This is a genomic window from Pseudomonas sp. LBUM1666, from assembly GCF_059695775.1.
The window spans coordinates 5,701,709-5,723,467 of the sequence record NZ_CP166789.1 but is presented as its reverse complement, the minus strand read 5'-3'; the positions used below and the strand labels follow the sequence as shown (position 1 = coordinate 5,723,467).

Annotated in this window: 17 protein-coding genes; 10 read left to right on the top strand and 7 right to left on the bottom strand. The window is 59.3% G+C overall.

The annotated features are described in order from the left end of the window. Positions 1 to 37: 37 nt before the first annotated feature. A complete protein-coding gene (locus tag ACA056_RS26445) occupies positions 38 to 2,215 on the bottom strand; it encodes a malate synthase G (protein ID WP_497268847.1) in 2,178 nt (725 codons plus the stop codon). 477 nt (positions 2,216 to 2,692) lie between these two features. Between ACA056_RS26445 and ACA056_RS26440 the strand changes: the two genes are divergently transcribed. Further along, positions 2,693 to 3,211 (top strand): glycine cleavage system transcriptional repressor, encoded by a 519-nt coding sequence (locus ACA056_RS26440; RefSeq protein ID WP_007947710.1) that lies wholly within the window; start codon positions 2,693 to 2,695, stop codon positions 3,209 to 3,211. Positions 3,212 to 3,426: 215 nt separating this feature from the next. Here the strand turns inward: ACA056_RS26440 and rarD are convergent, their stop codons facing one another. The 5 genes from rarD to ACA056_RS26415 form a co-directional block, all read right to left on the bottom strand. Further along, positions 3,427 to 4,314, bottom strand: a complete 888-nt coding sequence (gene rarD, locus ACA056_RS26435) for an EamA family transporter RarD (RefSeq protein WP_497268845.1) — start codon at positions 4,312 to 4,314, stop codon at positions 3,427 to 3,429. 205 nt (positions 4,315 to 4,519) lie between these two features. Further along, the gene (locus tag ACA056_RS26430) at positions 4,520 to 5,494 is read right to left on the bottom strand and encodes a serine/threonine protein kinase (protein WP_497268843.1); all 975 of its coding nucleotides are present in this window, start codon (positions 5,492 to 5,494) and stop codon (positions 4,520 to 4,522) included. A 185-nt stretch (positions 5,495 to 5,679) separates the two neighbouring features. After that, entirely contained in the window at positions 5,680 to 7,581 is a 1,902-nt protein-coding gene (locus tag ACA056_RS26425; RefSeq protein ID WP_497268841.1) for a PhoX family protein, read from the bottom strand. Positions 7,582 to 7,639: 58 nt separating this feature from the next. Continuing rightward, complete coding sequence (locus ACA056_RS26420) at positions 7,640 to 8,404, bottom strand: TOBE domain-containing protein (protein WP_497268839.1); 765 nt, start codon at positions 8,402 to 8,404, stop codon at positions 7,640 to 7,642. Positions 8,405 to 8,467: 63 nt separating this feature from the next. Further along, complete coding sequence (locus tag ACA056_RS26415) at positions 8,468 to 9,208, bottom strand: ComF family protein (RefSeq protein ID WP_497268837.1); 741 nt, start codon at positions 9,206 to 9,208, stop codon at positions 8,468 to 8,470. 92 nt (positions 9,209 to 9,300) lie between these two features. Here ACA056_RS26415 and bioB point away from each other — a divergent pair, with 92 nt between their 5' ends. From bioB to ACA056_RS26380, 7 genes are all read left to right on the top strand, one after another. Then, positions 9,301 to 10,356, top strand: coding sequence for a biotin synthase BioB (gene bioB / locus ACA056_RS26410; protein WP_059407420.1), 1,056 nt, complete (start codon positions 9,301 to 9,303; stop codon positions 10,354 to 10,356). A gap of 167 nt (positions 10,357 to 10,523) precedes the next feature. After that, complete coding sequence (gene bioF / locus ACA056_RS26405) at positions 10,524 to 11,702, top strand: 8-amino-7-oxononanoate synthase (protein ID WP_497268835.1); 1,179 nt, start codon at positions 10,524 to 10,526, stop codon at positions 11,700 to 11,702. Next, positions 11,695 to 12,426, top strand: coding sequence for an alpha/beta fold hydrolase (locus ACA056_RS26400; protein WP_497268833.1), 732 nt, complete (start codon positions 11,695 to 11,697; stop codon positions 12,424 to 12,426). The genes bioF and ACA056_RS26400 overlap by 8 nt, the downstream gene beginning before the upstream one ends. Beyond that, positions 12,419 to 13,231 carry a malonyl-ACP O-methyltransferase BioC gene (gene bioC, locus ACA056_RS26395; RefSeq protein ID WP_497268831.1) on the top strand — a complete coding sequence of 271 codons (813 nt, stop codon included), beginning with the start codon at positions 12,419 to 12,421 and terminating at the stop codon, positions 13,229 to 13,231. Before ACA056_RS26400 ends, bioC begins: the two co-directional genes overlap by 8 nt. Continuing rightward, on the top strand, positions 13,228 to 13,908 hold the full coding sequence (gene bioD, locus ACA056_RS26390; protein ID WP_497268829.1) for a dethiobiotin synthase: 681 nt from the start codon (positions 13,228 to 13,230) through the stop codon (positions 13,906 to 13,908). Before bioC ends, bioD begins: the two co-directional genes overlap by 4 nt. 120 nt (positions 13,909 to 14,028) lie before the next feature. Continuing rightward, the gene (locus ACA056_RS26385) at positions 14,029 to 14,325 is read left to right on the top strand and encodes a pyrroloquinoline quinone biosynthesis protein PqqE (protein ID WP_150658478.1); all 297 of its coding nucleotides are present in this window, start codon (positions 14,029 to 14,031) and stop codon (positions 14,323 to 14,325) included. Positions 14,326 to 14,602: 277 nt separating this feature from the next. Beyond that, positions 14,603 to 16,408, top strand: a complete 1,806-nt coding sequence (locus ACA056_RS26380; protein ID WP_046045347.1) for a phenylacyl-CoA dehydrogenase — start codon at positions 14,603 to 14,605, stop codon at positions 16,406 to 16,408. Between the two features lie 88 nt (positions 16,409 to 16,496). On the opposite strand, the gene ACA056_RS26375 is transcribed toward ACA056_RS26380, so the two are convergent. Further along, positions 16,497 to 18,080, bottom strand: coding sequence for a hypothetical protein (locus ACA056_RS26375; protein ID WP_497268826.1), 1,584 nt, complete (start codon positions 18,078 to 18,080; stop codon positions 16,497 to 16,499). 405 nt (positions 18,081 to 18,485) lie between these two features. Here ACA056_RS26375 and ACA056_RS26370 point away from each other — a divergent pair, with 405 nt between their 5' ends. Together ACA056_RS26370 and ACA056_RS26365 are read left to right on the top strand one after the other, a co-directional pair. Next, entirely contained in the window at positions 18,486 to 19,775 is a 1,290-nt protein-coding gene (locus ACA056_RS26370; RefSeq protein WP_497268824.1) for a GGDEF domain-containing protein, read from the top strand. Between the two features lie 90 nt (positions 19,776 to 19,865). Then, positions 19,866 to 21,662 (top strand): acyl-CoA dehydrogenase C-terminal domain-containing protein, encoded by a 1,797-nt coding sequence (locus ACA056_RS26365; RefSeq protein ID WP_497268822.1) that lies wholly within the window; start codon positions 19,866 to 19,868, stop codon positions 21,660 to 21,662. Positions 21,663 to 21,759: the final 97 nt, after the last annotated feature.

The window sequence follows — 21,759 nt, the reverse complement described above, 5'->3', positions numbered from 1 at the left end:
TCGATCAGGGCTTTTTTTGTCCGGCGTCAGCGCTTAGTTACAGGCCATTGGCAGCCTTGAACTCGCGGCGACGACGGTGCAGGACCGGCTCGGTGTAGCCGTTCGGCTGCTTCGTGCCTTCGACCACCAGTTCGACGGCCGCCTGAAAGGCGATGTTGCTGTCGAAGTTCGGTGCCAGCGGGCGATAAAGCGAGTCATTGGCGTTCTGACGGTCAACCACTGGCGCCATGCGCTTGAGGCTTTCCATGACCTGATCTTCGGTGACGATGCCGTGACGCAGCCAGTTGGCGATGTGCTGGCTGGAAATGCGCAGCGTCGCACGGTCTTCCATCAGGCCGACGTCGTTGATGTCCGGCACTTTCGAACAACCCACACCTTGGTCGATCCAGCGCACCACATAACCGAGAATGCCCTGGGCGTTGTTGTCCAGTTCGTTCTTGATCTGCTCTGCAGTCCAGTCTGGATTGACGGCCAACGGGATGGTCAGGATGTCATCCACTGAAGCGCGTGCACGTTTGGCCAATTCGGCCTGACGGGCGAACACATCGACCTTGTGGTAGTGCAGCGCGTGCAGCGCAGCAGCGGTCGGCGATGGAACCCACGCAGTGTTGGCGCCAGCCAGCGGGTGAGCGATTTTCTGTTCGAGCATCGCTGCCATCAGGTCCGGCATCGCCCACATGCCTTTACCGATCTGCGCGCGACCTTGCAGGCCGGTGCTCAAACCGATATCAACGTTCCAGTTCTCGTAGGCGCCAATCCACTTCTCAGCCTTCATGTCCGCCTTGCGCACCATCGGGCCGGCTTCCATGGAGGTGTGGATTTCATCACCGGTACGGTCGAGGAAACCGGTGTTGATGAACACTACACGCTCGCTGGCCGCCTTGATGCAGGCCTTGAGGTTGACCGTGGTACGGCGCTCCTCGTCCATGATCCCGACTTTCAGCGTGTTGCGCGGCAGACCAAGTACTTCTTCGATGCGACCGAACAGCTCGTTGGTGAACGCCGCTTCTTCCGGGCCGTGCATCTTCGGCTTCACGATGTAGACCGAGCCAGTGCGGCTGTTCTTGCGCGAGTTGTTGCCGTTGAGGCTGTGGATGGCCGCGAGGCTGGTGACCAGACCGTCGAGGATGCCTTCCGGCACTTCGTTGCCGTCTTTATCGAGGATCGCGTCGATGGTCATCAGGTGACCGACGTTACGCACGAACAACAGCGAGCGACCGTGCAGGCTCAATTCGCTGCCATCGAGGGCGGTGTAGGTGCGGTCGGCGTTCATGGTGCGGGTAAAGGTCTGACCGCCCTTGGAGACTTCTTCCGACAAATCGCCCTTCATCAGGCCGAGCCAGTTGCGGTAGATCACCACTTTGTCATCGGCATCGACCGCAGCGACGGAATCTTCGCAGTCCATGATGGTGGTCAGCGCGGCTTCCATCAGGATGTCTTTGAGGCCGGCAGCGTCGGTCTGGCCGACCGGGGTGCTGGCGTCGACCTGGATTTCGAAGTGCAGGCCGTTGTTTTTCAGCAGGATCGCGGTCGGTGCCGCTGCATCGCCGTGGAAACCGATCAGTTGTGCATCGTTGCGCAGGCCGGTGTTGCTACCGCCTTTGAGGGCGACCACTAGTTTGCCGTCAACGATCTTGTAGCCGGTGGAATCGACGTGAGTGCCGGCAGCCAATGGCGCGGCTTCGTCGAGGAAGGCACGGGCGAAGGCGATGACCTTGTCACCGCGAACCTTGTTGTAGCCTTTGCCTTTTTCCGCGCCGTCAGCTTCGCTGATGGCATCGGTGCCGTAGAGCGCGTCATACAGCGAACCCCAACGAGCGTTCGAGGCATTGAGCGCGAAACGGGCGTTCATCACCGGAACCACAAGCTGTGGACCGGCCATGCGGGCGATTTCGTCATCGACGTTTTGCGTCGTTGCCTGGAAATCAGCCGCTTCTGGCAGCAGATAACCGATGTCTTGCAAGAAGGCTTTATAAGCCACGGCGTCATGCGCCTGACCGGCACGCGACTGGTGCCAGCCATCGATACGAGCCTGGAAATCATCGCGTTTGGCGAGTAGGGCTTTGTTCTTCGGCGCCAGGTCATGAATGACCTTGTCGGCACCGGCCCAGAACTTATCGGCGGTGAGGCCGGTACCGGGAATGGCTTCGTTGTTCACGAAGTCGAACAGGACTTTGGCGACCTGCAGGCCACCGACTTGAACGTGTTCAGTCATTGCTTGCCTCACTCTGCTCAGCTATTTCGCTTTTCAGCTCTTCAATTTAACAATGAAGCCTCTGGCCATTTAAACCACAAACCCTTTGACCAGTACATGCCATTGCGGGCGGCTGGGTGGGACCAATCAACGGCGTTGAGGCCTTGCTGACGGGGCTTTCAGGGTTGTGGATGCGCCTGCGGCAGACATCGATCCAGCGTTATGTAGTGCGCGCTGCGGCATACTACATGATGAATTGCGCTTGTGAAAATTAGACTAATTACGTCGTTCTGCGACGCCATGACGCATTGCGGTCACGTCGGGGTACGGGATGTTCTCAAAAAACTATTGGATTGTTCCAGTTAAATATAAAAACTTGTACACATAATCTTCATTGCCCTGCTATGGGGGCTTTGGTTTTCTGAGACGCCGAGCCGATTCCCGGCCCTTGCCTATACTTGCTTCTCTATACAAAAGTCATGACAAGAGGGCTGCGCCATGGACCACCTCGTACTCACTGTATTCGCTCCGGACAAGCCAGGGCAGGTCGAGCGCATTGCCCAATGCATCGCCGAGCACGGCGGCAACTGGCTGGAGAGCCGCATGTCGCGCATGGCCGGGCAATTCGCCGGGATTCTTCGCGTGGGCGTGCCGGCCGAGGCTTACGACGAATTGGTCGATGCCCTACAGGCGTTATCCGCCCATGGCATTCGCGTGCTGATTGCCGAAAGCGGCATCGAGCAATCCTGCACCTGGAAACCGATAGCCATGGAATTGGTGGGCAATGACCGCCCGGGGATCGTACGCGACATCACGCGTCTGCTGAGTGAACAGGGGGTGAACCTGGAGCGTCTGGTGACCGAAGTACGTCCGGCACCGATGAGCAGCGAGCCTTTGTTCCACGCCGAAGCGATTCTGGCAGTGCCGCTGACGCTGTCCCTGGACGTGCTGCAATCGCGCCTGGAAACGCTGGCGGATGATTTGATGGTCGAATTGGTGCTGCGCAGTGAACCCTGAACAGGTTATCCAAGTTATACGTGCACCTGCCTGTGGATAACCTGTAGAGACCGTCCTCTAGGCCACGTCGGCCGGGGCTCTTCAGGAGCTGATCAAAAAACCAGCAGTTTCAACAAGTTGCGCACAAACGGCGGGGATCACGCTGTGGATAACCTTGGGAAGGATTGATGCAGGCCACGGGAGTCGTGGCCTGCAGAGGTTTGTGTGTTTTTTGATCAGCTGCGGCGACGCAGGCTGATCACCGCATCGACGCTGTAAACCGCGAGGCCGGCCCAGATAAAGATGAACGCCACCAGAGTGCTGGACGACAGGTGTTCACCAAACAGCAGCACGGCTTGCAGCAGCACCAATGTCGGCGCCAGGTACTGGAGAAAGCCCAGCGTGGTGTAGGGCAAATGCCGTGCAGCCGCGTTGAAACACACCAGCGGCACTAGCGTCACCGGACCGGCCGCTACCAGCCACCAGGCTTGGGATGTGGTCCAGAACTCGGGCTGCGCACTGGCGGCTGTCTGATTGAACAACAACCAGGCGACCGCAATCGGAACCAGCATCCAGGTTTCCACCACCAGCCCCGGCAGCGCCTTGACCGGCGCTTGCTTGCGGATCAATCCGTAGAAGCCGAAGGTCAGCGCCAGCACCAGCGACACCCACGGCAGACTGCCGACCTGCCACACCTGTTGCGCCACGCCCACCGCCGCCAGACTTACCGCCAGCCACTGCATGCGCCGCAGCCGTTCGCCGAGGATCAACATCCCCAGCAGCACGTTTACCAGCGGGTTGATGTAGTAACCGAGGCTGGCTTCGAGCATCCGTCCGTTGTTCACCGACCAGACGTAAGTCAGCCAGTTGGCGGCGATCAGCGTGCCGCTCAAGGCCAGGATCGCCAGGCGTTTGGGGTTGTCCCGCAACTCGCGCCACCAGCCCGGATGTTTCCAGACCATCAGCAACAAGGTGCCGAACAGCGCGGACCAGAGCACTCGGTGGATGATGATCTCCACGGCGGGCACACTGGCAATGGCTTTGAAGTAGAGCGGGAAAAGTCCCCAGATAATGTAGGCACTCAGGCCCAGGATGTACCCGCGACGCGGGTTGGCAGCTTGCATGCAGAATCCTTGCTTAGGCAGCTAACAAAGAGGGATTGTAAGGAGATTTGTCTACGGATGTCCTACCTGATTAGGTTGGGCAATTGTGAACACAATACCTGTGGGAGCGAGCCTGCTCGCGAAGAGGACAGGTCAGTCGATATCAATGTCGTCTGACACACCGCTTTCGCGAGCAGGCTCGCTCCCACATTTGGATCTGTGTTGGTCAGAACAGCTTCAGCGGTTCTTCGTTGAGCGCAGACAACTGTTCACGCAACGCCAACACCTGATCCCCCCAATACCGCTCCGTACCAAACCACGGAAAACTGTGCGGGAACGCCGGGTCGTCCCAGCGGCGGGCGAGCCAGGCGCTGTAGTGCATCAGGCGCAAGGCGCGCAGCGGTTCGATCAACGCCAGTTCCCGCGGATCGAAGTCGTGGAACTCACTGTAGCCGTCCATCAATTCCGACAACTGACCGAGACATTCCTGACGATCACCCGCCAGCATCATCCAGATGTCCTGCACCGCCGGGCCCATGCGGCAGTCGTCGAGGTCGACGATGTGGAACATCTCGTCGCGGCACATCATGTTGCCGGGGTGGCAGTCGCCGTGCATGCGGATGTTCTTGTGCGGCGTGGCCTTGTAGACCTCTTCCACTCTCTTGAGCAGGTCGCGGGCCACGGACTCGTAGGCCGGCAGCAGACTTTTGGGTACGAAATTGCCTTCGAGCAATGTCGTCAGCGAGTCATGACCGAAGTTTTTCACGCCCAGCGCTTCACGGTGTTCGAACGGTTTTGTAGTGCCGACGGCGTGCAGGCGACCGAGCAGTTGCCCCAGGCGATACAACTGATCGAGATTGCCGGGCTCCGGCGCACGGCCGCCACGGCGTGGGAACAGGGTGAAACGGAAACCGTTGTGCTCGTGCAGGCTGGCACCGTTGTGAATCATCGGCGCGACCACCGGCACGTCGCACTCGGCGAGTTCGAAGGTGAATTGGTGTTCTTCGAGAATCGCTTCGTTGGTCCAGCGCTGCGGACGGTAGAACTTGGCGATCAGCGGCTCGGAGTCTTCGATGCCGACCTGATAGACGCGGTTCTCGTAGCTGTTGAGCGCCAGAATGCGCGCGTCGCTGAGAAAGCCGATGCTTTCGACGGCATCGAGCACGAGGTCTGGGGTGAGGGTTGCAAACGGGTGGGCCATGCTGACTCCTGCGCGCAGCAGGCTGCCGCGTCCGGCCAAGCATGGTAGCGCAGACGGGGCTTCTTTAGGGGTTGGGCTTGAGATGAGTGTTGTCTGGGCTGACGCTTTCGCGAGCAAGCTCGCTCCCACAGGGTATGTGTTCACAAATCCAGTGTGGGAGCGAGCTTGCTCGCGAAGGGGCCTTATCAGGCGCCGACGATCCCGCCATCTTCCCGGGAAATCGCCATCACCGAAGACCGCGGTTTGCCATTCGGCAGATGCTCTGGGAACGTCGACCCGCCGTTTTCCCCAGGATGCTGAATCCCGACAAACAAGGTCTTCTGATCCGGCGAGAAGCTGATCCCTGTCACTTCGCAGCCCACCGGCCCGACCATGAAGCGACGAATCTCCCCGGTTACCGGGTCGGCACACAGCATCTGATTGTTGCCCATGCCCGCGAAATCACCGGCATTGCTCGAATCGCCATCGGTGAGAATCCACAACCTTCCGGCCTTGTCGAAACCCAAGCCATCCGGGCTGTTGAACATGTTTTGCGGTGTAATGTTCGATGAACCGCCCTTCGGCGTGCCGGCGTGGACGCCCGGGTTGCCCGCGACCACAAACAGATCCCAGGCAAAGCTTTTCGAGCCGTGATCGTCACGGTCGGTGCGCCAGCGCAAAATCTGCCCGTAGACGTTCTTCTCGCGCGGGTTCGGTCCGCCCACAGGCTGCCCGTCCTCGCCACGCTTGGCGTTGTTGGTCAGGGTGCAATAAACCTGGCCATCCTTGGGGCTGACGACGATCCATTCCGGACGGTCCATGCGCGTGGCTTTCACTACGCTGGCGGCGAGGCGGGCGTGAATCAACACTTCGGCCTGATCGGCGAAACCGCTGCTGGCGTCGATGCCGTTTTTACCGTGGGTTAGTTCGATCCATTCGCCCTGGCCTTTTGGGTGATCGGCATTGCCATCGCCCGCATCGAAGCGCGCCACGTACAAGGTGCCGTGGTCCAGCAGGTCGCGATTGGCCTTGGGGGTTTTGTGGTTGATCTTGTCGCGGCTGACGAATTTGTAGATGAACTCGCCGCGCTCATCGTCGCCCATGTACACCACCGCGTGACCGTCACTGGTTTCGGCCAGGGCGGCGTTTTCATGTTTGAAGCGGCCCAGCGCAGTGCGTTTGACTGGCGTCGATTGCGGGTCGAACGGGTCGATTTCCACGACCCAACCGTGACGGTTGAGTTCGTTGGGGTTTTTCGCCAGGTCGAAACGCTCGTCGTGCGGGTGCCAGTTGATCTCTTTGCTGGCCGCCACCGCACCGTAGCGTTTCTGTGCGGCGTCGAACTTTAGTTCGGCATTGCTGCTGCCGAAGCAGTCGGTGAAGTTTTCTTCGCAGGTCAGATAAGTGCCCCACGGCGTCTTGCCGTTGGCGCAGTTCTGGAAGGTGCCAAGGACTTTTTTGCCGTGCGGGTCGGCGCTGGTTTTCAGCAGTTCGTGGCCGGCGGCCGGACCGCTCAGGCTGATCGGTGCGTTGCCGTGAATGCGCCGGTTGTAGCGCGAGCCCTGGACGAATTGCCATTGGCCGTTCTTGCGTTGCACTTCGATCACCGACACGCCTTCACAGGCCAGTGCCTTGTGCACGTCAGCAGCCGACTGCGGCATGCCGCCGTGGGCGTAGAGGTAGCGATAGTTGGTGTATTCGTTGTTGATCGCCATCAGCGCCCGGTTGTTGTCACCGGGAAATTCGAACAGGCTCATGCCGTCGTTGTTGTCGCCGAACTGGACTTCCTGATGTTCGGCCGTGCCGTTGCCGCTCGGGTCGAATGCCGGGCCGTTCTTCTGCAGGGGTTGGCCCCAACTGATCAATACCGAAGATTTGTAACCTGACGGCAGGGTGATAGCGTCGCTGGCGGCGGCGGGGATACTGTCAAAACCCAACAGTTTGCTGGAGCCGGCGCTGACGCTGGCGGCCAGCACGCTGCGGCTCAGCAGGTTGCCGCCCAGGAACATTGCTGCACCGCAAAGGGCGCCGGCGCTGATGAAACCTCGACGGCTGAGGCCGACCATTTTCTCGAGGTCGGTGGATTGGTTATCTTCTAATAGGCTCACATCAGGCTCCCTGCGGGTTTTTGCAGTCACCTTAATGAGCGTTAATGACACTTGTGTTTCAAAGCGGTGTACCGAGTAAAACGTTGGATGGCGCGAACTGCACCAACACCGGTTTATCAGCGGCGAGGCCGAGGGTTCTCAAGTGCAGCGGTTCGGCCAGCGCGCAGAGTGTCTGGCCATTGGGCAGGCCGATGCGCACTTCGCTGGGGCCGTCCTCGGCGTCGAGGATTTCTTCGATGATGCCCTTCAGGCAATTATTGTCGGGTGTTGCCACTTGACCGATGCCCAGCAACTCCAGCCAACCGGCCTTGATCAGCGCGACCACTTCGGTGCCGGTTTCCAGTTCCAGACGCGTGGTGCTGTCGTGAGTGATCTGCGCATCGATGCTCAAGCCTTCGGCCAGTTCAAGGCGAATCCGGTCGTTGTGCCCTTGGGTATCAATCGCCACGACCTTGCCATGCAGTTGATTGCGCGCGCTGGTTCTAAGCATCAGTCGGCCGAGCAGGTCGAGATCGCTGGCATCTTCGGCGGCTTCCAGCACCTGAGCCTGCAAGGCTTGCAGCTTTTGATACAGGCGCAATACGCGCTCGCCTTCGCTGGAGAGTTTGGCACCACCGCCGCCCTTGCCACCGACACTGCGCTCCACCAACGGCTTTTGCGCGAGGTTGTTCAGCTCATCGATGGCGTCCCACGCCGCTTTGTAACTCAGGCCCGCGCTTTTCGCGGCGCGGGTAATTGAGCCCTGTTCGGCGATGTGTTGCAGCAACGCAATGCGCTGCGGGCGACGGACAATGTGCTGCGACAACAACGTAGGCAAGGACATGGCAAGACGCTTTGGGCTGTGGCGATGGGAAGGACGTTGGCGGCTTGGGGCTCGGGAGTCAAGTCAGGGCGCATCGCCGGGTTTGGGTGTGCGGGCCAGGCAATAGACGTCGACACGTGCGGCGCCGGCGTCCATCAGCAGGCGAGCCAGGGCTTGGGCCGTGGCGCCGGTGGTCAGTACGTCGTCCACTAGTGCCAGGTGACGACCCTTGATGCACGCATCGGGTGCCAGAGCGAAGGCGTTGCGCAGGTTCTTTTGGCGGGCCTCGGCACTCAGGTCCTGTTGGGCGCTGGTGTCCTGAATCCTCAGTAACAGCGTTTCATCGCACGGAATTTCGAGGCTGGTGCTGAGCCAGCGGACGAGCATCGCGGCCTGGTTGAAACCCCGTTTACGCAGTCGTTTGGAGGCCAGCGGAACCGGGATGAGGGCGTCGGGTCGATTCAGGTCTTCATCGAAGCGATGTTGCAGGAACTGAGCGAGAAGTTCGGCGAGCAGGCGACCAAACGGCCACTTCGCAGAATGTTTGAAGCGTGTGATCAACGTGTCTACCGGAAAGCTGTAAGTCCAAGGTGCGGCAACTCGCTCGAAGGCGGGTGGTTGTTTCAGGCATTGGCCGCAGGTCAGGCCATCGGTGGGCAATGGCAGAGCGCAGGTTTGGCATTGATCGCCCAGCCAGGGCAGCTCCGTTTCACAGGCCATGCAGATGGGTGTGTGTTCATCGGCGGGTTCTGAGCAGAGCAAACAGTATTGATCGTTTTTTAACCAGATGTAAACCGGTCCTTCGTATCGTGGTTGACAGCGCATGAGTCTTCCTTAAATATGCCGAACATCCGTGTCGCGTCTGTGGGTATTCCATTCCCCAGCCGCTTGCCAAGCATAAAACAAAGGAAACGCCCATGAGCGCCAGCACCACTGCAACCCTGCGTCATGACTGGTCTTTGGCCGAAGTCAAAGCACTCTTCGTTCAGCCATTCAACGACCTGTTGTTCCAGGCGCAGACGGTGCACCGCGCGCATTTCGACGCCAATCGGGTCCAGGTTTCCACGCTGCTGTCGATCAAAACCGGTGCCTGCCCGGAAGATTGCAAATATTGTCCACAGTCCGGTCACTACAACACCGGCCTGGAAAAAGAAAAGCTGATGGAAGTGCAGAAGGTCCTCGAAGAGGCCGCTCGCGCCAAGGCCATCGGTTCGACCCGTTTCTGCATGGGCGCGGCGTGGAAACATCCGTCGGCCAAAGACATGCCTTACGTGCTGGAAATGGTCAAAGGCGTGAAAGCCATGGGCCTGGAAACCTGCATGACCCTCGGTCGCCTGGATCAGGACCAGACCGTCGCTCTGGCTGACGCCGGCCTCGACTACTACAACCACAACCTCGATACCTCGCCTGAGTTCTACGGCAGCATCATCACCACCCGCACTTACAGCGAGCGCCTGCAAACCCTGGCCTACGTGCGTGAATCGGGGATGAAGATCTGCTCCGGCGGTATCCTCGGCATGGGCGAGTCGCTTGATGACCGCGCCAATTTGCTGATCCAGCTGGCCAACCTGCCAGAGCATCCAGAGTCGGTGCCAATCAACATGCTGGTGAAAGTCGCCGGTACGCCGCTGGAAAATGCTGACGATATCGACCCGTTCGACTTCATCCGCATGCTCGCAGTCGCACGTATCCTGATGCCGCAATCCCACGTGCGCCTGTCCGCCGGCCGCGAAGCGATGAACGAGCAGATGCAGGCCCTGGCGTTCTTCGCCGGTGCGAACTCGATTTTCTACGGCGACAAACTGCTGACCACCGCCAACCCGCAGGCCGACAAGGACATGCAACTGTTCTCGCGCCTTGGCATCCTGCCGGAAGCGCGCGAGGAGCATGCCGACGAAGTGCATCAGGCGGCTATCGAACAGGCGCTGGTTGAGCAGAAGAGCAGCGAGCAGTTCTATAACGCTGCTGTCTGAGGCCTCCACCGATTCCTCTGAAGGAATGCAAAACACTGTGGGAGCGAGCTTGCTCGCGAAAGCAATTTAACATTCAACATAGATGTTGGATGTCATGGCCTCTTCGCGAGCAGGCTCGCTCCCACAGGTACAGCGATCGCTTTTGAATTCTGATCCACGAGGCCTGCATGTCTTTCGATCTCGCCGCACGCCTTGCTGCCCGTCGTGCCGAAAATCTCTACCGCCAACGCCCATTGCTCGAAAGCCCCCAAGGCCCGGAAGTGGTGGTCGATGGTCAGCCGTTGCTGGCGTTCTGTAACAACGACTACCTGGGCCTGGCCAATCACCCGCAAGTGATCGAAGCCTGGCGCGCCGGTGCGACCCGTTGGGGCGTCGGCGGCGGGGCGTCGCATTTGGTCATCGGCCACAGCAGTCCGCATCACGCGCTGGAAGAGGCGTTGGCCGATTTCACCGGTCGCCCGCGCGCGCTGTTGTTCACCACCGGTTACATGGCCAACCTCGGCGCAGTCACCGCGCTGATCGGGCAGGGTGATACGGTGCTGGAAGACCGGCTCAATCACGCGTCCCTGCTGGATGCGGGTCTGTTGTCCGGAGCGCGCTTCAATCGCTATCTGCACAACGACGCGGTGAGTCTGGCCAAGCGTCTTGAGAAGGCGACCGGCAACACCCTGGTGGTCACCGATGGCGTGTTCAGCATGGACGGCGACATCGCCGACCTGCCCGCGCTGGCGCGGGAAGCCAAGGCCAAAGGTGCATGGTTGATGGTCGATGACGCTCATGGTTTTGGTCCGCTGGGTGCCAATGGTGGCGGGATCGTCGAGCATTTCGGTCTGAGCCAGGAGGATGTGCCGGTTTTGGTCGGCACCCTCGGCAAGGCGTTCGGTACCGCCGGGGCTTTTGTCGCCGGCAGCGAAGAGCTGATCGAGAGCCTGATCCAGTTCGCCCGTCCCTACATTTACACCACCAGCCAGCCGCCGGCGCTGGCCTGCGCGACGCTGAAAAGCCTCGAATTGCTGCGCACTGAACACTGGCGTCGTGAGCATCTGAAGACGCTCATAGCCCAGTTCCGCCATGGTGCCGAACAAATCGGCCTGGAGTTGATGGACAGCTTCACACCGATCCAGCCGATCATGATCGGCGATGCCGGGCGCGCGGTTCGACTGTCGCAGATGCTGCGCGAACGCGGTCTGATGGTCACTGCGATCCGTCCACCGACCGTGCCCGCCGGCAGCGCCCGACTGCGGGTGACCCTGACCGCTGCGCACAGCGAGGCGCAGGTACAGCTATTGTTAAATGGACTGGCCGATTGTTTTCAACAACTGGGACCGGAGCCAAGCCATGCGTGATCGTCTGATTCTGCTGCCCGGCTGGGGCCTCGGTATTTCTCCCCTCGAGCCCTTGGCGGCAGCGTTGCAAGGACTGGATGAACACTTGCGGGTCGAAATTGAACCGTTGCCGGAACTGGAATCGAGCGATCTTGAAGAGTGGCTCGATGAACTGGATTCGACGGTGCCTCAGGACGCCTGGCTCGGCGGCTGGTCGCTCGGCGGCATGCTCGCTTCAGCGTTGGCGGCCCGGCGTGGCGATCGCTGCTGCGGCTTGCTGACCCTGGCGAGCAATCCTTCTTTTGTCGCCCATGAGCAATGGCCGAGCGCGATGCCTGCCGAAACCTTCGATGCGTTTCTGGCCGGTTGCAAGGCTGATCCGCGCATGACGTTGAAACGTTTCTCGCTGCTCTGCGCTCAGGGTGCCGAAGACCCGCGCGGGTTGTCTCGGCTGTTGCTCGGTGGCGCGCCACACACTTCGGCAGAGGTGCTGATGAGCGGCCTGGAGTTGCTCGCACAACTGGATACCCGCCAGGCTTTGCAGGCGTTCCGCGGTCCGCAATTGCACTTGTTCGCCGGCCTCGATGGACTGGTTCCAGCCGAAGCAGCGGGCGACCTGCTGACATTGCTGCCGGATGTTGAAATTGGTCTGATCGAGCAGGCCAGTCACGCGTTTCTTCTGGAAGACCCTCACGGTGTGGCGGGGGCGATCCAGGCCTTTTTGCATGAGTCCGGTGATGACTGATTTATCCCTTCCCAACCTGCCCGGCGGTTTGCCCGACAAACGCCAGGTGGCGGCATCTTTTTCCCGTGCGGCGGCAAGCTACGACAGCGTGGCCGAATTTCAGCGCGATGTTGGCAGTGAGTTGTCGAATCGTTTGCCTGAGGACTTCGTGCCGGGTGTGTGGCTGGATCTGGGCTGCGGCACCGGGCATTTCAGTCGTGCACTGGGCGAGCGATTTCCTGCCAGTCACGGACTCGCACTGGACATCGCCGAAGGCATGCTCAATCACGCCCGGCCGTTGGGTGGTGCAACGCATTTCATCGCAGGCGATGCCGAGCGGTTGCCGTTGCAGGATTCGACCTGCGATTTGATCTTCTCCAGCCTGGCGGTGCAATGGTGCGCGGACTTCGCTTCGGTGCTCAGTGAAGCCAATCGGGTGCTGAAACCAGGCGGAATTTTCGCGTTTGCTAGTCTGTGCGTAGGCACACTGTTCGAGCTGCGTGACAGCTGGCGTCAGGTGGATGGCCTGGTGCACGTCAACCGCTTCCGCGAGTTCGGGGTTTATCAACAGCTTTGCGCGGACAGTGGGTTGAGCGTCGTGAGTCTGGAAACCCGACCGCACGTGTTGCACTACCCGGATGTGCGCAGCCTGACCCATGAACTCAAGGCACTGGGTGCCCACAACTTGAACCCCGGTCGGCCGGGTGGTTTAACCGGAAGGGCGCGGATCCTCGGCTTGATCGAGGCGTATGAGCAGTTTCGTCAGGCCGAAGGATTGCCGGCGACTTATCAAGTGGTCTACGCCGTTTTGGAGAAACCTTTATGAGCGCAGCCTATTTCATCACTGGCACTGACACCGATGTCGGCAAGACCACCATTGCCGCAGGTTTACTGCATGCCGCGCGGTCGGCCGGTTTGAGCACGGCGGCGGGCAAGCCGGTCGCCTCCGGTTGCGATGTGACGCCCAAGGGCTTGCGCAATGCCGATGCGTTGGCGTTGCTGGCGGAGTGCTCAGTGCCTTTGACTTATGCACAGGTCAACCCTATGGCGTTCGAGCCGCCGATCGCGCCGCATCTGGCAGCGCGGGAGGCCGGCGTGGCATTGACGGTGCAATCATTGTTGACGCCGATGCGGGAGATTCTCGATATGCAGGCGGATTTCACCTTGATCGAAGGCGCTGGAGGCTGGCGGGTGCCGTTGGCGGATCAGGACAATCTGTCGGACCTGGCGATGGCGCTGGATCTGCCGGTGATCCTGGTTGTGGGCGTGCGCCTGGGTTGTATCAACCATGCGCTGCTGACGGCCGAGGCGATTGCTCAGGACGGTTTGCAGTTGGCGGGGTGGGTGGCCAATATCATCGATCCGAAGACTTCGCGTCTGGAAGAAAACCTTGCGACACTCGCTGAGCGGATCCCGGCACCGTGCCTGGGGCGAGTGCCGAAACTCAAGTTGGTGACGCCTGAAGCGGTGGCGGAGCATCTGCAACTGGATCTGCTGGACTGAGTTTTCTGGCAGGGGTTTTAACTATGACGAGGCACTGTGCCATTAGTGTTTTTGTCGGGCCTTTTGTCAGTGGGTCTGATTCAATGGCCGCTGTTGATCCTTTGTAGGACGAGTTCTCCCATGGAAATCTCAGGAAACACCGCTTTTTATGCCGGTCTGAGCACTATTCAGACAGGGCAGAACCGTGTCGATCAGGCGTCTGGCCAGATCGCCAACACGACGATCGAGCGCTCGGTGACCAGCCAGTCTTCCGAGGCGCAGGTTGATCGTCTACGCTCGGTAGATCGCAGTCAGCAGTCGGACCTGGCCAGCAATATGGTCGAGATGTCTCAGGGCAAATTTCAGGTTGAACTGGGTGTCAAAGTCGCCAAGGCATCCGATGAAGTGCTCGGCACGCTGATTGATACTTTCGCTTGATCCCTCGCTGAATCCGTTCCCTCAACGCCGCGAATATTCGCGGCGTTTTTCTGCGTAAGTCCTTCTCGCTCAACTAATCTCTTCTGCACAGCGTATTGCTCAGGCGACGGTGTTGCGTTGCTGTGGGTCTGGTATTTGCCTCGGGTGATGACGAACGGCAAAAGATCGGCGCTTGACAAGATTTGGGCGTAAACGTATGTTTCAAACAACTGTTTGACCGCCACAACAAATCAACGCGGTCGTTCATTCCCGGTTACATCAGCAGAGGTTTATCGCTATGCCTGACTACAAGGCCCCCTTGCGTGATATTCGCTTCGTTCGTGACGAACTGCTCGGCTACGAAGCGCACTATCAGAGCCTTCCGGCTTGCCAGGACGCAACTCCAGACATGGTTGACGCCATTCTCGAAGAAGGCGCCAAGTTTTGTGAGCAGGTGCTGGCTCCGCTGAACCGCGTGGGTGACACCGAAGGCTGCACCTGGAGCGAGTCCGGCGTTAAAACCCCGACGGGCTTCAAAGAAGCCTACAAACAATTCGTCGAAGGCGGCTGGCCAAGCCTGGCTCACGACGTAGAGCACGGTGGCCAAGGCCTGCCGGAATCTCTGGGTCTGGCCGTCAGCGAAATGGTTGGCGAAGCCAACTGGTCGTGGGGCATGTACCCGGGCCTGTCTCATGGTGCGATGAACACCATTTCCGAGCACGGCACGCCTGAGCAACAAGAGGCTTACCTGACCAAGCTGGTTTCCGGCGAATGGACCGGCACCATGTGCCTGACCGAACCGCATTGCGGCACCGACCTGGGCATGCTGCGCACCAAGGCTGAACCTCAGGCCGATGGTTCCTACAAAGTCTCTGGCACCAAGATCTTCATCTCGGCCGGTGAACACGACATGGCCGACAACATCGTCCACATCGTGCTGGCACGTCTGCCGGATGCGCCCGCTGGCACCAAAGGCATTTCGCTGTTCATCGTTCCCAAGTTCATGCCGAACGAAGACGGTTCGGTCGGCGCACGCAACGCTGTGACCTGTGGTTCCCTGGAACACAAGATGGGCATCCACGGTAACGCCACCTGCGTGATGAACTTCGACGCGGCCACCGGTTTCCTCATCGGCCCGGCGAACAAAGGCCTGAACTGCATGTTCACCTTCATGAACACCGCACGTCTGGGTACTGCGCTGCAAGGTCTGGCTCACGCCGAAATCGGCTTCCAGGGCGGTCTGAAATACGCTCGTGATCGTCTGCAAATGCGCTCCCTGACTGGCCCGAAAGCGCCGGAAAAAGCCGCTGACCCGATCATCGTTCACCCTGATGTACGTCGCATGCTGTTGACCATGAAGGCCTTCGCCGAAGGCAACCGTGCGATGGTTTACTTCACGGCCAAGCAAGTCGACATCGTCAAATACGGCGTGGACGAAGAAGAGAAGAAGAAGGCCGACGCACTGCTGGCGTTCATGACGCCAATCGCCAAAGCCTTCATGACTGAAGTCGGCTTCGAATCCGCCAACCACGGCGTACAAATCTACGGCGGCCACGGCTTCATCGCTGAGTGGGGCATGGAACAGAACGTTCGAGACAGCCGTATTTCGATGCTGTACGAAGGCACCACCGGTATCCAGGCACTCGACTTGCTGGGCCGTAAAGTGCTGATGACTCAAGGCGAAGCCCTGAAAAGCTTCACCAAGATCGTCCACAAGTTCTGCCAGACCAACGAAGGCAACGAAGCGGTCAAAGAGTTCGTCGAGCCATTGGCTGCGCTGAACAAAGAGTGGGGCGAGCTGACCATGAAGGTCGGTATGGCGGCCATGAAGGATCGCGAAGAAGTCGGCGCGGCGTCGGTGGATTACCTGATGTACTCCGGTTACGCTTGCCTGGCTTACTTCTGGGCGGACATGGCGCGTTTGGCTGCCGAAAAACTGGCTGCCGGCACCACCGAAACGGCGTTCTACACCGCCAAGCTGCAGACTGCGCGCTTCTACTTCCAGCGCATCCTGCCGCGTACCCGCACTCACGTTGTCACCATGCTGTCGGGCGCTAACAACCTGATGGACATGAAAGAAGAAGACTTCGCGCTGGGTTACTAAGCCTCACGCCGCTCTTCAATAAACCGCCGCTTCTTTTGGGAGCGGCGGTTTTTTTATGGGAGCCAGACACGCAACGCTGCAGCATCCATCAAGGCGTCGGGATAAAAGGGGTGCCGTCGCAATAGAAGTTCCCCGGCAAAACACCCCTGACCGGTACGGCCACCGGGGCTGACCGAATCGCTTGCCCCTGCGCATTGAGCGTCGTATAGAAGACGTACATTACCCCTCTGCCGATCAGGCCCATGGTCAATGGATACGGCACGCTCAAGGTCTGACCCAGCGTCGCAGCGTCGGCTGACAGCAAGGCAGAGACGGTGACTGGCGGATTGATCAGCGTCGAGCCATCGTCCTGTCGACTGAGTGCACAGTTCACAGTAACCGTCGCATTGGCCCGCAAGAGCACCGAGGGAGGGATAAACACCTCAATGAAACGGTCGGAATAGGGCAGGTTGCTGGGTTGCGGGGAGTTACAGGTGAGATTGCCGTTGTTCAGGTTTCTCACCACTGGCGGCAGCAACTGCATGAAGGTCGACAGATTGAAGATCAGATTCCTGGCGACCAGCCCGTCGAAGTTTGCCCCGCCACTGGTGATCCTGAACCTGACGGAGGCCGGCGTATCATTGGTGGTGGCTCCCGGAACAGCGGCTTGCACGCGTGCCGCAGGTACCACCAACCGCATCGGCAACGACTGCCCGGCATACACAACAACCACCGCCGCCAGCGTACCGACGAGCACCGTGATGGAGGCGCCAATCTGCAAACCGTCGACACTGTCCAGCCACACCTCCATCCCGGCTGGGGTGATGTCAGCCAGGGTCACCGTGTTGTCTGGTGCAATAGCCTGCGTCACCCGCGGCACGGGAATATTTGAAGGCGCTATTTGAAGCGCGACCCTGACTTCAAGGATCAATGAGTCTCGAGCGCGATTGCCGGCCCGGTCCAGGCAACGGTAGGTCAGTTGCTGTATGCCATTGCCTCGGGCGCGAATAGTTGCCGCTGGTACGGGGATAAATCGGTCAGCCGGAGTGTCGGGCAGCGTAATCACCGGTGGAACAGCGTAAGAAACCTGCATTTGGCTATCCGTATTGCCGTAGTAGGGCACGTAGCGCAGGGCAATCTGGTTATCGATTTCGGGGTGCGGTGGCATCCGGAACATGACGGGGTCGTTGGCGAGCAGATAAGCCTCGCTGATCAGCGCAGTGTCGAGGTTGAGCGGTAGCAGCGGGCGTGGCGGTGTGATGGTCAGTTGGCCAAAAGGTGCAGTTTTCTGAATCTGCAACCGGGTGCTGGCGGTGGCGCTCAGTAAATTGTCGCCGTCATCCAGAACGTACGTGAGCCGATACTCGCCTTCACTGCCTACCTTACGGCGCGGTACAAGCACCTCGAAATCCCCGGCGGGATACGCCGCCATTTGATGGTGGGCAAGGATTTCATACTCCCCCGGAGACGGTGACTCTGCGTATATCCGGATAATGGGGCGCGACCCGGCGGGCCCCGGCTGTGGCAATGCCGGGATGCCAATACGCAGGTCACGTGCCGTCGCCGTCAGGGGAATCAAGCCACCGGAATTGGGTATGGCTTCCACCACGGTCAGCGGTAGCAGCCTGGGTATCGGATCACGAATCGGAGCAAGTGAAGTGGTGCTGACTGCCTCGATAATTGGGTCTTCCATACGTGTCACTCCTGTCAGGTTCGGACGACACTCTCCTATCCCGAAAGTGGTGGCCGGGCTCCGGTGAGTGGTACAGGGAATTAAACGCCGTTAAAACACCGGCCGATACTGTCATAAATGACAGTTGTAACTGGCGCGCATGTTGCAAGAGGCGTGGAGTTGCCAAGCGCCAAGCTCTGAAGGCTTTCCTACTCCGGGCGATCCAAAATCTGTAAAAAACCATGGTTGATCGATCTAATGGCTATCAGCCACTTTTTTTGTGAAATACCTGGCAAATCGCTCAGAAAAACCGAATTCCTGCCGTTATAGAGGGGCGGTGTGATGCAGATCACATTGCGTGTGCGTAACTGTGCCAAGCGAAGGCACAATGCCATCTTTGATTTGCCCGGGCCGGAGCTCAACCCCTTGCCGCGTTCTTCTGCTGTTCATATCAACCATTTCCTGCCGTCGCTGGTCCTGTTACTGGCGGGGCTTGCCGCGGCTTACGTCAAAGATCTCAACGTATTCTTCACGTCATTGTTCAACGTCCTGCCGACCTTGGTCCTGCTGCTTGGCGGGTCGTATTGTGCGGTTTATCGGCGACAGCGCGAGCTGTTCCTGATGGTCACGGTGTACATCGCCTACTTCCTGCTCGACACCCAGACCGACTTTTACCGCGATAACGGCAAGGTTCGTGAAGACGCAGCCGTGGTGTTCCATTTGTGTTGCCTGTTGCTGCCGCTGCTATTTGGTGTGTTCGCCGCCTGGCAGGAGCGCACCCACCTGTTCCAGGACATGGTGGCGCGCTTCGCCGTGTTGCTGGCCTTCGGTAGCGTGGCGCTGGGACTGGAACAAAGTTACCCGCAGGCGCTGTTGATGTGGCTGTCGGAGATCCGTTGGCCAGCCTTGCATGGCGCCTGGATGAGCTTGATCCAGTTGTCTTACCCAGTGTTCTTCGCCTCTTTTGCGTTACTGGCCTGGCAATACTGGCGCAACCCGAGGCCCTTGCATGCTGCCCAATTGGTGGGTTTGCTCGGGTTGTTCTGGATGTTGCCGAAAACCTTCATCCTGCCGTTCACCTTGAACATCATGTGCAGCCAGGTGATGTTGATGATTGCCGCAGCGGTCGCCCATGAGGCCTATCAAATGGCCTTCCGCGACGAACTTACCGGCCTGCCGGGGCGCCGCGCCTTGAATGAGCGGATGCAGCGATTGGGGCGCAATTACGTGCTGGCGATGAGCGACGTCGACCACTTCAAGAAATTCAATGACACCCACGGCCACGATGTCGGCGACCAGGTACTGCGACTGGTCGCCAGCAAACTGTCGAAAATCGGCGGAGGCGGTAGGGCGTATCGCTACGGTGGTGAGGAATTCGCCCTGGTGTTCGCAGGCAAGACCCTCGAAGAGTGCATGCCGCACCTGGAAGTCATTCGCGAGTCTATCGCCACCTACAACATTCAACTGCGCAATCAGGACAGCCGTCCTCAGGACGACCAGCAAGGTCGTCAACGTCGCGCAGGCTCGGGCGCCACAAGTGTGTCGGTCACCGTCAGCATTGGCGTGGCCGAGCGACTGGAGCAGCGCACCCCCGAAAAAGTACTCAAGTCCGCGGACGAGGCGCTCTACAGTGCCAAGGGGGCGGGGCGAAACTGTGTGGTGGCGTTCGGTCAGACCCGTCGTGGCGCGGTGCGCATGGACGCCGCTAATGATTGAGTGATGATGGCGCATTCAGCGTCTGGACTGTGATTGTGAGGCCGGGGGCGCGGCAGTAGGTTTGGGGAATCTGCTGCCGGAGAAATGACCATGCCTGAGTACAAAGCTCCCCTGCGCGACATGCGCTTTCTGATCGACCACGTCTTCGATTTTCACAGCAACTACGCCGCGCTGGGTGCCACCGATGCCAGCCCGGACATGGTCAACGCGATCCTCGAAGAAGGTGCAAAGTTCTGTGAGAACGTTCTCGCACCGCTGAACCGCAGCGGCGACGAAGAAGGATGCCATTTCGACAATGGCGTGGTGACTACGCCTACAGGCTTCAAGCAGGCCTTCGCACAATACGTTGAAGGTGGCTGGCACGGTCTGGCGGCTGATCCGGTTTACGGTGGCCAAGGTTTGCCGAGTTCACTGGGGCTGGTCATTAGCGAAATGGTTGGCTCCAGCAACACCTCCTGGGGCATGTACCCTGGTCTGACTCACGGCGCGATGTCGGCAATCCATGCCCATGGCACTGAAGAACAGAAACAGACTTACCTGAGCAAGCTCACCGCCGGCCAATGGACGGGCACCATGTGCTTGACCGAGGCCCATTGCGGCACTGACCTGGGCATCATCAAAACCCGCGCCGTGCCTGCGGCCGACGGCAGCTATGCGATCTCTGGCAGCAAGATTTTCATCTCCGCCGGCGAACACGACATGAGTGACAACATCATTCACCTGGTGCTGGCGAAACTGCCGGATGCGCCAGCCGGTACCAAAGGCATTTCGCTGTTTATCGTTCCAAAATTCCTACCCAATGCCGAGGGTGAGGCGGGCGAGCGCAACGGCGTTTCCTGCGGTTCCATCGAACATAAAATGGGCATCAAGGCTTCAGCCACCTGCGTGCTGAACTTCGACGACGCCAAGGGCTTCTTGATCGGTGAGCCGAACAAGGGACTGAATTGCATGTTCACCATGATGAACCATGCACGACTGGGCACCGGCATGCAGGGATTGTGTCTCGGGGAGGCGAGCTTTCAAGGCGCGATCAAGTACGCCAACGACCGTCTGCAGATGCGCGCGCTGACCGGCCCGAAATCGCCGGAAAAAGCCGCCGATCCGATCATTGTTCATCCTGACGTACGCAGGATGTTGCTGACGATGAAGGCCTTCAACGAAGGCAATCGGGCGCTGACTTATTTCACCGCGCAGTTGCTGGACGTGGCGCATCTGAGTACGGATGAGACGGCGCGTCAGGATGCCGAAGACCTGCTGGCGTTCCTCACGCCGATCTGCAAAGCCTTCATGACCGATACCGGACTGGAAGTGACCAACCACGGCATGCAGGTGTTTGGTGGTCACGGTTTTATCCGCGAGTGGGGCATGGAGCAGCTGGTTCGTGATTGCCGGATTGCACCGATCTACGAAGGCACCAACGGCATTCAGGCGCTGGACTTACTCGGAAGAAAAGTCCTCGGGAGCGAGGGGGAATTGCTGCGCGGGTTCACCAAAATTGTCCACAAATTGTGTGCGGCAAACGCCGGACATCCGCAACTTGCCAGCTACGTGGGGCAGCTCAACGACCTGAATCAGCAGTGGGGAGAGGTGACCGCCAAGGTCGGCATGGCTGCGATGAAAAATCCGGATGAAGTCGGCGCGGCTTCGGTGGACTACCTGATGTACAGCGGTTACATCATCCTCGGCTATCTGTGGCTGCGCATGGCGCTGGTCGCTCAGGCGCAGCTCGATTCGGGTAGTGGCGAGGCCGATTACTGCCAGGCAAAACTGGCGACCAGCGAGTTTTACTTCAAGCGATTGTTGCCACGCACTGCCGCTCATCGCGCCGCCATCGAAGCGGGTAGCGATTGCCTGATGAACCTGCCTGCGGAGTTGTTTGCGCTTTAATCTTTAAAACCAGTGACAAAGGAGCCCGCCATATTGCGGGCTTTTTTATGACTGATTAGTCAGTGACTAAAAATTACAAAGCGGTCATTGGCTGACC